This window comes from Pseudomonas sp. 1 (genome assembly GCF_056626735.1).
The window spans coordinates 630,381-643,341 of record NZ_JBWXMQ010000001.1 but is presented as its reverse complement, the minus strand read 5'-3'; the positions used below and the strand labels follow the sequence as shown (position 1 = coordinate 643,341).

11 protein-coding genes are annotated in these 12,961 nt (G+C 62.7%); 2 read left to right on the top strand and 9 right to left on the bottom strand.

The window, feature by feature from the left end; genetic code table 11:
• The first annotated feature begins 128 nt into the window (after positions 1–128).
• Positions 129–1,613, top strand: a complete 1,485-nt coding sequence (locus AC1MDC_RS02880; RefSeq protein WP_227232894.1) for an NCS1 family nucleobase:cation symporter-1 — start codon at positions 129–131, stop codon at positions 1,611–1,613.
• A 155-nt stretch (positions 1,614–1,768) separates the two neighbouring features.
• Positions 1,769–3,052, top strand: coding sequence for a Zn-dependent hydrolase (locus AC1MDC_RS02875; RefSeq protein ID WP_085705042.1), 1,284 nt, complete (start codon positions 1,769–1,771; stop codon positions 3,050–3,052).
• Between the two features lie 93 nt (positions 3,053–3,145).
• Here the strand turns inward: AC1MDC_RS02875 and AC1MDC_RS02870 are convergent, their stop codons facing one another.
• From AC1MDC_RS02870 to AC1MDC_RS02830, 9 genes are all read right to left on the bottom strand, one after another.
• Positions 3,146–3,355 (bottom strand): hypothetical protein, encoded by a 210-nt coding sequence (locus tag AC1MDC_RS02870; protein ID WP_085698163.1) that lies wholly within the window; start codon positions 3,353–3,355, stop codon positions 3,146–3,148.
• Positions 3,356–3,505: 150 nt separating this feature from the next.
• A complete protein-coding gene (locus AC1MDC_RS02865; RefSeq protein WP_480392469.1) occupies positions 3,506–4,894 on the bottom strand; it encodes an amidohydrolase family protein in 1,389 nt (462 codons plus the stop codon).
• Between the two features lie 12 nt (positions 4,895–4,906).
• A complete protein-coding gene (locus AC1MDC_RS02860; protein ID WP_480392468.1) occupies positions 4,907–6,262 on the bottom strand; it encodes a nucleobase:cation symporter-2 family protein in 1,356 nt (451 codons plus the stop codon).
• 256 nt (positions 6,263–6,518) lie between these two features.
• On the bottom strand, positions 6,519–7,562 hold the full coding sequence (locus tag AC1MDC_RS02855; RefSeq protein WP_480392467.1) for a CobW family GTP-binding protein: 1,044 nt from the start codon (positions 7,560–7,562) through the stop codon (positions 6,519–6,521).
• 87 nt (positions 7,563–7,649) lie between these two features.
• Positions 7,650–8,264 (bottom strand): UbiX family flavin prenyltransferase, encoded by a 615-nt coding sequence (locus AC1MDC_RS02850; RefSeq protein ID WP_266200270.1) that lies wholly within the window; start codon positions 8,262–8,264, stop codon positions 7,650–7,652.
• Positions 8,265–8,275: 11 nt separating this feature from the next.
• A complete protein-coding gene (locus AC1MDC_RS02845) occupies positions 8,276–9,661 on the bottom strand; it encodes a UbiD family decarboxylase (RefSeq protein WP_480392466.1) in 1,386 nt (461 codons plus the stop codon).
• Between the two features lie 123 nt (positions 9,662–9,784).
• A complete protein-coding gene (locus AC1MDC_RS02840) occupies positions 9,785–10,690 on the bottom strand; it encodes an amidohydrolase family protein (protein ID WP_007952854.1) in 906 nt (301 codons plus the stop codon).
• A 4-nt stretch (positions 10,691–10,694) separates the two neighbouring features.
• The gene (locus tag AC1MDC_RS02835) at positions 10,695–11,624 is read right to left on the bottom strand and encodes an amidohydrolase family protein (RefSeq protein ID WP_480392465.1); all 930 of its coding nucleotides are present in this window, start codon (positions 11,622–11,624) and stop codon (positions 10,695–10,697) included.
• Between the two features lie 332 nt (positions 11,625–11,956).
• A complete protein-coding gene (locus AC1MDC_RS02830) occupies positions 11,957–12,847 on the bottom strand; it encodes a LysR substrate-binding domain-containing protein (RefSeq protein WP_480392464.1) in 891 nt (296 codons plus the stop codon).
• Positions 12,848–12,961: the final 114 nt, after the last annotated feature.

Sequence of the window (12,961 nt, the reverse complement as noted above, 5' to 3'; positions counted from 1 at the left end):
TTGATGCCGCCGCTGACACCATGGCCGGTGCATGAAAGTTGTCAGTTCCTCCGGCCATCGTCCGGCTCGCACCCGCGTGTGCAGCCGCCTGATGAGCAAAAAATAATCAGAAGAACAGTGGAGCGGCCATGCAACAGAACAGATCGCAAGTGACCGAGCGCGACGGCTTGTTCGAACTCGAAGCCGGCAGCGACGTCCTCGACAGTCCCCGTTACAACCACGACATGGCACCGACCAGGGTGCGCGAACGAACCTGGAACAAATGGCACATCACCGCGCTGTGGGTCGGCATGTCGATCTGCGTGCCGACCTACACTTTGGGCGGCGTGCTCACCGCCTATTTCGGTTTGACCGTCGGCGAGGCGCTGCTGGCGATTCTATTCGCCAACATCATCGTCCTCATCCCGCTGACGCTGAATGCGTTTCCCGGCACCAAATACGGCATTCCGTTTCCGGTGCTGCTGCGCTCGTCGTTCGGGATCCTCGGTTCCAACGTGCCGTGCCTGATCCGCGCGCTGGTGGCCTGCGGCTGGTTCGGCATCCAGACCATGTTCGGCGGGCTGGCGATTCATCTGTTTCTCGGCTCGGTGTTCGAGGGCTGGAAATCCCTCGGCGGGACGGGGGAGGTGATCGGTTTCATGATCTTCTGGACGCTGAACCTCTGGGTGGTGATCCGTGGCGCTGAGTCGATCAAGTGGCTGGAAACCCTGTCGGCGCCGCTGCTGGTGGCAGTCGGTATCGGGTTGCTGGTGTGGGCCATGCCGAATGTGTCGATGACTGAACTGCTGGCAATTCCGCCGAAGCGTCCCGAAGGCGCGAGCGTGGTCAGTTACTTCGCTGCGGGACTGACGGCGATGGTCGGTTTCTGGGCCACATTGTCGTTGAACATTCCCGATTTCAGCCGTTATGCCCGCAGCCAGAAGGATCAGATCCTCGGGCAGATTTTCGGCCTGCCGCTGACCATGTTCCTGTTCGCCGCGCTGGGCGTGGTGATGACTGCGGCATCGGTGAAACTGGTGGGCGTCAGCGTTTCCGATCCGGTGACTCTGATCGGCCATATCCAGAGCCCGGTGTGGGTCGCGGTAGCCATGGCGCTGATCATCATTGCCACGCTGTCGACCAACACCGCCGCCAATATCGTTTCGCCAACCAACGATTTCCAGAACATCGCGCCCAAGGTCATCAACCGCACAAAAGCGGTGATCCTCACCGGGTTCGTCGGCTTGGCCTTGATGGGGCATGAACTGTTGAAAAAGCTCGGCTGGATCGTCTCCGATGTCAGCCTGGAAACCGTGTATTCGAACTGGCTGCTGGGCTATTCCAGCCTGCTCGGGCCGATTGCCGGGATCATGGTGGTCGACTATTTCCTGATCAAGAAACAGCAACTGGACCTGGCCGGCCTGTATCGCGACGACGTGTACCCGGCGTGGAACTGGTCCGGGTTCATCGCGTTCGGCGTGCCGGTGGCGCTGACCCTGCTGTCGCTGGGCAGCAGCGCATTCAGCTGGTTCTACAGCTACGGCTGGTTCACCGGCTCGGCGCTGGGCGGGTTGATCTATTACGGGTTGTGCGCGATGCGTACGACGCCTTCGGTAGTGAAATCACCGGTATAGCAGATGATCGTTCCCACGCTCTGCGTGGGAATGCAGCCCGGGACGCTCTGCGTCCCCAAAGCGGACGCAGAGCGTCCATGGATGAATTCCCACGCAAACGGTTCGACGCCTGGACGTGGGAACTATCGATAAGAAAACTGCCTGAGGAGATCCCCATGAACGCAGCCGTAGATGTTCTGCAATCGACCCATCAGCACATCAACCGCGATCGCCTGTGGGCGTCGCTCATGGAGCTGGCGAAGCTCGGCGCCACGGTCAAGGGCGGGGTCTGTCGCCTGGCCCTGACCGACCTCGACCGTCAGGCCCGCGACCTGTTCGTGCAGTGGTGCAAGGACGCCGGTTGCAGCGTCACGATCGATGAAGTCGGCAACATCTTCGCCCGTCGGCCCGGTCGCAATCCGAACCTGCCGCCGGTGATGACCGGCAGTCACATCGACACCCAGCCCACCGGCGGCAAGTTCGACGGTTGCTTCGGCGTGCTGGCGGGGGTCGAAGTGTTGCGCACCCTCAACGACCTTGGCGTGGAAACCGAGGCGCCGCTGGAAGTGGTGGTCTGGACCAACGAAGAAGGCTCGCGTTTCGCCCCGTGCATGATGGGCTCCGGGGTGTTCGCGGAAAAATTCACCCTCGAAGAAACCCTGGCCAAAGTCGATGCCGACGGCGTTACGGTCGGCGAAGCGCTGAACGCCATTGGCTACGCCGGGTCACGCAAGGTCAGCGGACACAAGGTCGGTGCCTATTTCGAGGCGCACATCGAGCAAGGTCCGATCCTTGAGGATGAACAAAAAACCATCGGCGTAGTGCTCGGCGCACTGGGGCAGAAGTGGTTCGACCTGAAACTGCGCGGCGTCGAAGCCCACGCCGGTCCGACCCCGATGCACCTGCGCAAGGATGCTCTGGTCGGCGCCTCGGTCATCGTAGGCGCGGTCAATCGCGCGGCCCTCGGCCATCAACCCCACGCCTGCGGCACGGTCGGTTGCCTGCAAGCCTATCCCGGCTCTCGCAACGTGATTCCCGGCGAAGTGCGCATGACCCTCGACTTCCGGCATCTTGAACCGGCGCGCCTCGACTCGATGATCGCCGAGGTCAAGCAAGTCATCGAAACCACCTGCGAAGAACACGGCCTGACCTATGAACTGACCCCGACCGCCGATTTCCCGCCGCTGTATTTCGAAAAAGGCTGCGTCGAAGCCGTGCGCGGCGCAGCCAAGGGGCTGGGCCTGTCGCACATGGACATCGTCAGCGGCGCCGGCCACGACGCGATTTTCCTCGCCGAACTCGGTCCGGCCGGGATGATCTTCGTGCCGTGCGAAGGCGGCATCAGCCACAACGAAATCGAAAACGCCGCGCCGGATGATCTGGCAGCCGGTTGTGCGGTGTTGTTGCGAGCGATGCTGGCGGCTTCGGCGGCAGTGGCAAAAGGACAACGGGCGGCGTAAACACAGGGCGCTGGATGAATCGGCACAACATTCAATAGCCAGGCAAGGTTTTACCTGTGGGAGCGATTTTGCTCCCACAGATTCCGTACACGATTACCCAGGCCTTTGGTTGTTGTTTGCCGAACCTCTGCGACGGTTACTGCCATTCGGATTGCCAACGTCCAGCAATCGTCTTTCCACCAGCACATTCTCAAGCGCCTGACGTTCGGCCGGCGCCATCTCGTGTTCGCGCTTTTTCAGCTCCAGCAGGATGGGGCTGGACCAGGTGCGATAGGTCTGTTCGATGAGGCGGTTGGATGTCATCAGTCTCTCCTTGATCAAGAGCCCGGTGTCGCTGGCAGGGGCTCAATCCGATGAGGTACTGACTTTAGTCGACAAAATCGCAGGGCGCTAATACCGCCGGTGGGAGCTGACGAGGCGAATCGTCGCACCGCCGCTCCCATCGGTCATGCATCAATCATCGGCCTTCATCATCGCCTGCACACCCTCCCAGGCCTCGGCCCGCATCCGTTCGATATCCAGCCCCGGAATCACGCCGTTATCGACGACGATTCGCCCACCCACCAGGCTGTATTTCACAGCGATTGGCTCACCCGCGACGACTGGTGCGACGGCGCTGTCGTGGAAACCGTAGAAGCGCGGATGGTCGAGGCTGTAGATCACCAGATCAGCCGCTTGACCAACCTCCAGCGAACCGACCGCGCCGAGGCCGAGCACTTGTGCGCCGCCGGCCGTACCCCAGTGGATCACGTCTTCGGCGGTGGTGGCCGAGGCGCCTTGCTCGGCGCGGTGGATCAGCCATGCGGTGTTGGCTTCGCCGACCATGCTCCCGGATTCGTTGGAGGCGACGCCATCGACTCCGAGGGAGATCGGCACGCCGGCCTCGTACATTTGCGGAATCGGCGCAACGCCGCTGCCCAGCCGCGCGTTGCTCACCGGGCAGTGGGAGACGCCGGTGCCGGTCTGGGCAAGCATGCGGATTTCCCCCGGTTGCAGGTGTACAGCGTGGGCGAACCAGACGTCCGGGCCGAGCCACTCGTGTTCGGCGACGAATTCCACCGGCAGGCAGTTGTACTTGTCGCGGCAGAAATTCACGTAGTTCTGCGTTTCCGACAAGTGCGTGTGCAGACGCAACCCCATGCCGCGTGCGGTATGCGCCAGTTCGCGCAGCAGGGTTGGCGGCAGCGAGAAGGTCGGCGTGGTTGGCGCCACGACCACCCGGCGCAGTGCATCCGGGGTGTCCTGGTGGTAGCGTGATTTCAGCCGTTCGATATCACCGACCATTTGCTCCAGGGATTCCGGTTGCAGCGCGGTTTTCGAGAAGCCCGGATGCGCGCTCGCGGACTCCAGTGCGCCGCCACGGCAGAGCACGAAACGCAGGCCGAACTCTTCGGCGAGGTCGAACAGCAAGTCGCCGGTCTCGGTGCTGCCGTGGGCGTGGTAGAGGTAGTGGTGATCGGCGCTGGTGGTGACGCCAGACAGCAGCAACTCGACCATCCCCAGCCGTGCGGCGATCCGCGCCAGTTGCGGAGTGAAGCGGTTCAGGCGCGGATAAGGCACGCTCGCCAGCCAGCCTTGCAGGTCCTGATTCAAGCCTTCGGGCACGGCTTTGAGCAGGTTCTGGAACAGGTGATGGTGGGTGTTGATCCAGCCCGGATAGACCAACGAATTACGCGCGTCGATCACTCGTTCACCAGGTTGCGGCTCGAGGTTGGCGGCCATTTCCGCGATCCGGCCATTGACCACGCGGATGTCCAGGGCGCCGGCCCGGGCCCGGGGGCCGCGCAGGCCGGTCATCACCGCCACGGGATTTTTGATCAGGATGTTTTGAAGTTGAGTCATGGGCAGCTCCAGTCAGAGGATATGCGAGGCGGATTTGCCGGGTGTGGTTTCTGGCACGCTGACGCCGTTGAGCGCCGCGTTGAGCAGCACCGACACCAGGCAGGCGATGACCACGCTGCTGTGCAGGAACGGCTGTGACCACTCGGGCAGTTGTTTGAACAGGGTCGGGGCGAGCACTGGCACCAGAGCGGCGGCGATGGTGAAACCGACGATCAGCACGTTGTAGCGATTGCGCTCGTAGTCGACTTTGGCCAGGGTCTGGATGCCGGCCGCCGCGACCACGCCGAACATGGCGATGCCGGCACCACCCAGCGCAGCGGTCGGCATCGAGGCGATAATCGCCCCGGCTTTCGGCACCAGTGCAATCGAGCACATCAGCAAACCGCTGATCGCCACCACCCAGCGGCTGCGTACACCGGTCAGGATCACCAGCCCGACGTTTTCCATGAAGGCGATGAACGGGAACGCGGCGAACATCCCGGCGATGGTGCTGGCCAGGCCATTGGCGCGCAGGCCGTTGATTACTTGTCTGTCGTCTACCGGTTTGTCGACGATGTCGCCGATGGCTACAAACAGCCCCATGGACTCGACCATCTGCACGATCATCACGACGACCATGGTGGCGATGGGTATCAGGCTGAAGGTCGGCAGGCCGAAATAGAACGGGTAGGGCACGGTCAGCCACGGTGCGTCTTCGACGCTGTGAAAGTTGCCCATGCCCAGACCGTAAGCCAGACCGGCGCCCACCAACATCCCCACCAGCACCGCCATGTTGCGCAGCAACGGGCTGCCATAACGGTTGACCAGCAGGATGCTCAGCAGCACCACCACGGCCACGGCGAGAAACGCCGGCGCGCCGAAATTGCTCGCGTTGCGCCCGCCGCCGACCCATTCATAGGCAATCGGGAACAGTTGCAAGCCGATCACTGTGACGATGCATCCAGTCACCACCGGCGGAAAGAAGCGTCGCAAGCGACCCACGAACGGCGCCATCAGCAGGGTGAAAATCCCCGCACCGATCACCGCCCCGCAGACCCCGGCAAATCCCACCTCCGGGTTGCTGCCGATGGCGATTACCGGGCCGACGCTGCTGAACGCCACGCCTTGCAGGATCGGCAGGCGCACGCCGAACTTCCAGAAACCGACGGTCTGCAACAGCGTGGCGATGCCCGAGCAGAACAGCGTGGTGCTGATCAGTATCACCGTGTCGGCGTGGGACATCTTCAGGGCACTGGCGACAATCAACGGCACGGCGATGGCGCCAATGTACGAGACGGCCATGTGCTGCAGGCCGAGGGTGAGCATCTGTCGCACCGGCAAGACGCGGTCGACAGGGTGGACGGTGGAGGAGGAACTGGCTGACGACATGGGGAATCACCTCTAGCTGTTGTTATTCGGTACAGAGGGGTATTCGTCTGATGCCGCTTGGCTCGAGAACACTGTGGAACCTTGTGGGAGTGAGCTTGCTCGCGAAAGCGGCAGGTCAGTCAACTGAGGGGTTGAGTGTGCCGACCTCTTCGCGAGCAAGCTCGCTCCCACAGGGTTTTGTGTTATCCCCATGGCGTGCATCAGTCATTCGTTCTGTGTGCCCGGAACCGCCATCCACCGGCTCCGATGCCGGGCTTCAGCCGGCCAGGCAGGCGGCAAAGCCCTGGTTCAGCGCCACCCGATCCAGGTCGCGGCCGATGAACACGATCTTGCTTGAGCGCGGCTCGCTGCCCCATGCGGTCGAGGCGCGAAACTCCACCAGGCTGTGCACGCCTTGCAGCACGTAGCGCTGGTCTTCGTTGGCCACCGCCAGCACGCCTTTCATGCGGTACAGATTGTCGGCCTGGGCGTTGCGCAACTCACTGATCCAGCGGTGGAACGCCATCAGGTTGACGGCGCCATCCACGGCGATGCCCACCGAGGACACGCTCGGATCGTGTTCGTGGTCGGGCTCTTCAGCGGGGTGGTCGTGGTGATCGTGATCGTGCTGATTCGCGCCGATTTCCATCAGCTTCTGCGTGCATTCGAAGGCGCCGATACCGAGGATTTTCGACAGGTCGATCTGCGCGTGGGTCGAGGTCACCAGATCCGCCGTGGCGTTCAAGCCACGGATCTTGCCGCGCAGGGTTTCCACCTCTTCAGGACTGACCAGATCGACCTTGTTGATGACGATACGATCGGCGCAGACGATCTGATCCACCGCCTGATTGTCGACGCCGTCCAGTTGCAGGTCTTCCAGGTGTTGGGCGATGTGCTTGGCATCGACCATGGTCACAATGGCGTCGAGTTCGACTTCCTCGGCAATCGGGTCGTTGATAAAAAAACTCTGGGCCACCGGGTACGGGTCGGCCAGGCCGCTGGTCTCGATCAGGATATGGTCGAGCCGTACCGGGCGCGCCACCAGTTCGCGGACGATGCGCACCAGGTCTTCGCGGACTTCTGCGGTGCAGCAGACACAGCCGTTGACCATTTCGTAGATCTCTTCGGTCTCGGAGCTGAGCACCAGATCGCCGTCGATGCCGACCTCGCCGAACTCGTTTTCGATCACCGCGATCTTGCGGCCATGGTTCTCCTTGAGGATGTAATTGAGCAGGGTGGTTTTGCCGGCACCGAGGAACCCGGTGAGGATGGTGACCGGGATTTTGGTGTTCGGGGTCGGGGCGTTGAAGGGGGTGTTCATGTGAGGCTCCTTGGTGATTACCGGTGCACGATCAATTGAGTGATGACGCTTTACTGTGGGAGCTAGCTTGCTAGCGATAGCGGTGTGTCATTTAGCGGTGATGGCGACTGATCGACCGCCATCGCGAGCAAGCTCGCTCCCACAGGGTTCTGTGTGTTCTCGCCAGCGGCGGGCGGTGCCGGCATCGAGGCCGAACAGGTCGAGGACGCGGCCGAGGCTGTGATCGACCATTTGCGCAAGGCTGTCGGGGCGGGCGTAGAAGGCCGGCACCGGCGGGGCGATGATGCCGCCCATTTCGGTGACGGCAGTCATGTTGCGCAGGTGCGCGAGGGTCAGCGGTGTTTCGCGGGCCATCAGTACCAGGGTGCGGCGTTCCTTTAGGGTGACGTCGGCGGCGCGGCCGATCAGACCCGATGACGTGCCGGTGGCGATCTCCGCCAGCGTCCTCATGGAACACGGCGCAACCACCATGCCCAGGCAGCGGAACGAACCGCTGGCGATCCCGGCGGCGACGTCATCGGCGCGGTGGTAATGGCTGGCGAGGGCGATGACGTCCGCCAGTTTGTAGTCGGTTTCGTGGGCCATGGTCAGCAGCGCGGCGCGGCTGATGATCAGGTGGCTTTCGATGTTCAGCTCGGCCAGCAGCTCCAGCAGGCGTACGCCATAAATGAAGCCGGACGCGCCGCTGATACCGACCACCATCCGCTGACGGTTCACGATGGCAGACCGTCGAGCAGTTGCCGCGCGCGTTCGAGCACGTCCTGATCGAGCTGCGCCTTGATCCCGTCAAACCCAGAGCCGCGCGTGGCATCCAGGCCCATCCGCGAGGTGGTGCCATTGACCGAGGATGACGGGTCCAGCGGGCTGCCGGGCAAACCGTCAATCGTGAAGATGTCGAGGTGCGGCTGGAAGTGCGTGGCCAGTGCCCACAGCACCTGGCTGTCGTCGGTGAGGTCGATATCGCTGTCCACCGCGATCACGGTTTTCAGATACGGATCCCAGCCGAGCAGGGCCAGCATGATCTGCCGGGCCTCGCCGTCGCGGCTCTGGTCCAGCGCCACGTAGCAATGAAAATGCGTGCCGGAGTTCGGGTAATGCACGGCGGTGACGGCGGGAAAGCGTGCCTTGAGCTTCTCGCTCATTTCCGCTTCACGGGGCAGCCGCGCCAGCGTCAGGTGCTCGGCGTAACGTCCGCCCATCACGTCCAACAGCCACGCGTCCCTGCGCCGCAACAGGGTGTCGACGCGCAGCACGTTGTTGGTCGAGCGATCCGAGGAATAACCGCTGAATTCGCCGAACGGACCTTCTTCGGCATAGGCCGTCGGGTCTATCGCGCCTTCGAGCACGAACTCGGCGTAAGCCGGCACACCGATGCCGTAGCGCGGGGTCTTGACCAGTTCCAGCGGCGCACCGAAAAGCCCGCCGGCCACCGCGCGTTCATCGCTGCCATAGGGCAGGCGGGCAGCGGCGGCGAGCATGAACAGCGGGTGCGCGCCGACCACCATGGCCACGCGCAATTCTTCGCCACGTTCGCGGGCGGTCTGCAACATCCGCCACAGATGTCCGCGTGAATGCAGGCTGGTGGCCAATGCCTGACGGGCGTGGCGCATCGAGCGGTGATAGCTCATGTTGGCGATGCCGGTGAGCGGGTCCTCGGCGATGATGATGGCGTTGGTGATGTACGGGCCGCGATCACTGTCGAAATGCTTGAGCATCGGCAGCAGTGCGAGGTCCAGCGCTTCACCTTCGAACACCTCGTCGAGTACCGGGCCGGTTTCGACGTAGCGCGGCGCGATCGGCTGGTTGGCGCGGGTCTGGAAGGTTTCGTGTAACTGCGCGGCGCCGACGCCGAACAGTCGGGCGATACGCCGGCGGGAGGCGAACAGATTGGTTGCCACCGGCACACCGAGGTTGCCGACGTTTTCGCAGATCAGCAGTGGATCGCGACCCTGGGCGGCAAGGGCATCGACCAGGGCGGTGACGTCCTGATCGGCGCAAAGAGGGTGGGTGATGGTCAGCACATCGTCCGGGTACTGGCGGCGATAGGCGTCGATGAATACGTGAAAGTCCTGAGAGTCGCCGAGCGTCGAACGGGTCATGGTTTCACCTCGTAAAAAGCAGGCGCGCAGGGGTGAGGCCGGCGTTCGCCCGACAAGCCGTTGGCCTGCCGGTCGAGCGAACGCCGGGTCATCTTCGCGCCTGTAAAGTCGCTGTGTACGGGTTTAGAGGTAGGTCGTGGTCAGACGAATGTCCGCCTCGGCCAGGTCTTTGGGCGGCGGGGTCGGTTCGATTCCGCACAACCTTGCGATGTTGTTGCCCAGGTAATCCTCAAGGTGATCCTCGTCGATCCCCAGGCCTTGCGGCGCCGGCGAGCACAACACTTCCAGCTCGCGCAGCCACATGCCCGGCTCGTTCGGCGGCGAGTCGGTGCCGAACACGATCTTGTTGCGCGGCAGTTCCTTGGCGAACTCGACGATCCGCGACTGGAAGCACCAGCCGGACTCGCAGTACACGTTCGGCGTGTCCATCGCCATCCAGAACGCCTCGAACGAGTAGTTGCCACCGGTCTGGATGCCGAAGTGACCGATGATGAAATTGACCATCGGGAACTCGCGGATGATCGGGTAGAACATCGTTGGAATGGTGTACGGGCCGTCGCCGGTGTGAATCAGCACCACGATGTTGTACTTGGCGCAGACTTTCATCGCCGGGCGCAGCCAGTCGAGTGCGCGATCCGGGCGATAGCCGTGCATGTTGGCGTGCAGCTTGAGCATCTTGAAGCCGTATTCCTTGATGTGGAATTCCAGCTCCGCCGCACCGTTTTCCGGTCCCCAGCGCGGGTTGAAGTTGAAGTTGCCGATGAAGCGGTCGGGGTACTTCACGCACAGCTCGGCGACGTACGACATGTAGTCACGCACACCCTCGCGGCCACGGCGGTTGCCGTCGCGATAACCGGTGTTGCCCGGTGGCGGCTGGATGAAACCCATGTCGATCCGGCGCGGCTTGCCGTTGATCATGTACGGGCCGTCCATGAGCTTGAGCATGCGCTCGCCGGTGAACGGTTCGCCGGTGTGGCGCCAGGCCTCGTCGACCAGGTTGGTGGGGTGCAGATGGGTGTCGATGATCATCGGTTCAGCTCCTGGCCAGTTGGGTGGTGACGGGGCGCTTGAGTTGCGCCTCTGCTTCGGAAACGGAACGCGGCGGCGGGGACGGCTCAAGGCCGATCATCCGTGCGGTGTTGTTGCCCAGGTAGTCTTCGAGGGTGTCCTCGTCGAGGTTCAGGCCCTGCGGCGGCTCGTGGCAGAGCACTTCGAGCAGGCGCAGCCACATGCCCGGCTCATTCGGCGGGGTGTCGGTGCCGAACAGGATCTTGTGGGGCGGCAGGACTTTGGCGAACTCGACAATCCGCGATTGCAGGCACCAGCCGGATTCGCAATAGACGTTGGGCAACTCCATCGCCCACTGCATCGGTTCAAACACATAGACGCCGCCGGTCTGCACGCCGAAGTGGGCCATGATGAAATCGACGTTGGGGAATTCCTTGATCATCGGCACCCATTCCGACGGGATGCTGTAAGGCCCGTCGCCGGTGTGCAGCTTGACCGGAATGCCAAGCTCGGCGCATTTCTCGAAGGCCGGGCGCACCCAGTCCAGTGCACGGTCAGGACGGTAGGCGTGCATGTTGGCCTGCATCTGCACCATCTTGAAACCGTGCTCTTTCACGTAGCGCTCGATCGCCTCGACGCCGTCCTCCACGCCGCAGCGCGGGTTGTACACGAAGCAGCCGATGAAACGGTCCGGGTAGGTCTGGACCATTTTCAGGGTGTAGGCCATGTAGGCGTCGATGGATTCGCGGCCCGACAGTTCGCCGTCGGTCCAGGTGTAAATGGTGTTGCCCTGCGGCGGCTGGATGAAGGCTTTGTCGATGCGGCGAGGTTTGCCGTTGACCATGTACGGGCCATCCATCATCTCCAGCAGACGCTCGCCGGTGAACGGGTCACCGTCATGCCTCCAGGCGAGGTCCACGAGATCCGTGGGATAGCAGCTGATATCGATGATCATTGAAGTCGATCTCCTGATAGCGGGGAAGGGAGCCTTGCGGCTCACAGCATCCACGTCCCGGGCAATCGGCCGTTTCTATGCGCGGCAATCGCGCATTCCCTCGCCTGTTCGCATCCGGCCCGGGTGGGTGGTTGCTTGAGGCGAGTATTGGAAGGCGGGGGAGGGTTCGTACAATATTAATTGGGTGGGGTGGTGATACTTGTTCGATATGGTTTTGGTTTTTTGTGGTGATAGTGATGGCCTCATCGCGAGCAAGCTCGCTCCCACAATTTGACCGCATTCACCCCGTTGGAATGCCGCCACCCGTGGGAGCGAGCTTGCTCGCGAAGACGTCAGAATTGTGTATGCAAAGCCAGCTGTTTGATCGCATCAACCACCGGCGCCACCCGCTCGGCCTGCCCATGGGGCCACACCGCATACAGGTTGTAATGCGCCGCAATCTGCGCCTCGTTCAACGCCACCAGCCGTCCGCTGCGCAACGCATCGGCAGCCAATAACCCACGCACCAGCCCGGCACCGACACCGGCCTCCGCAGCCGCAATCAGATTCGCCGCATTATCAAAAATCACCCGCGCCGGCGGTTCGGTCGGCGTCATCCCGGCCGCATCCAGCCACGGAATCCAAGACCGCCGCGTATACCCCAACAACGGCAACTCAAGAATCTGCGCCGGGCTCAGCGGTACCTGCAAACCATGCCGCTGAAGCAGTGCAGGAGACGCCACCGCCAACACTCGATCCCCGCAGATCTGGGTCATCTCGCAATCCTCCCAGTCGCCATAGCCATAGCGCAGCGACAGGTCCACCCGTTCGAACGTGCTGCGATCACTGCGCGGCATCGACAGGATCGTCACTTCGAAATCCGGCAAACCGTCGAGCAACTGCGGCAGGCGCGGATTGAGCCAGCTCTGCGCCAGTTCGCTGTCGACGTCGAGGGTCAGTCGCTGGGCCACGCTGCGGTTCTTGACCGAAGACAACGCCCGATCAATCTGCGCCAGCCCATCCGACAGCACGCTGGCAAACAGCTGCCCGGCGTCGGTCAGGTTGCTGCCGCCGCCTTCGCGCACGAACAGCGGCTGGCCGATGAACTCTTCCAGGGCGCGGATCTGCTGGCTGATCGCGCTGTGGGTCAGGTCGAGCTTGCGCGCGGCGCTGGAAAAACTGCCGCTGCGCGCCGCGTGAATGAACGCGCTCATGGACTGCACCGACGGGTATCGCTTGTACATGTTGTTAGTCCTGCTTACACCGGTTGGCAGAAATCGTCGCTGGCCGCGCGTTGCCAGGGTTTCCAATAATCGATCACCAGGCCCGCACAAAGACGGGCCGCTCTTCTGGAGCCT

Coding starts and splice junctions, on each gene's coding strand:
- AC1MDC_RS02880 (WP_227232894.1), top strand. CDS start 129: ATGCAACAGAACAGATCGCAAGTGACCGAGCGCGACGGCTTGTTCGAA.
- AC1MDC_RS02875 (WP_085705042.1), top strand. CDS start 1,769: ATGAACGCAGCCGTAGATGTTCTGCAATCGACCCATCAGCACATCAAC.
- AC1MDC_RS02870 (WP_085698163.1), bottom strand. CDS start 3,355: ATGACATCCAACCGCCTCATCGAACAGACCTATCGCACCTGGTCCAGC.
- AC1MDC_RS02865 (WP_480392469.1), bottom strand. CDS start 4,894: ATGACTCAACTTCAAAACATCCTGATCAAAAATCCCGTGGCGGTGATG.
- AC1MDC_RS02860 (WP_480392468.1), bottom strand. CDS start 6,262: ATGTCGTCAGCCAGTTCCTCCTCCACCGTCCACCCTGTCGACCGCGTC.
- AC1MDC_RS02855 (WP_480392467.1), bottom strand. CDS start 7,562: ATGAACACCCCCTTCAACGCCCCGACCCCGAACACCAAAATCCCGGTC.
- AC1MDC_RS02850 (WP_266200270.1), bottom strand. CDS start 8,264: ATGGTGGTCGGTATCAGCGGCGCGTCCGGCTTCATTTATGGCGTACGC.
- AC1MDC_RS02845 (WP_480392466.1), bottom strand. CDS start 9,661: ATGACCCGTTCGACGCTCGGCGACTCTCAGGACTTTCACGTATTCATC.
- AC1MDC_RS02840 (WP_007952854.1), bottom strand. CDS start 10,690: ATGATCATCGACACCCATCTGCACCCCACCAACCTGGTCGACGAGGCC.
- AC1MDC_RS02835 (WP_480392465.1), bottom strand. CDS start 11,624: ATGATCATCGATATCAGCTGCTATCCCACGGATCTCGTGGACCTCGCC.
- AC1MDC_RS02830 (WP_480392464.1), bottom strand. CDS start 12,847: ATGTACAAGCGATACCCGTCGGTGCAGTCCATGAGCGCGTTCATTCAC.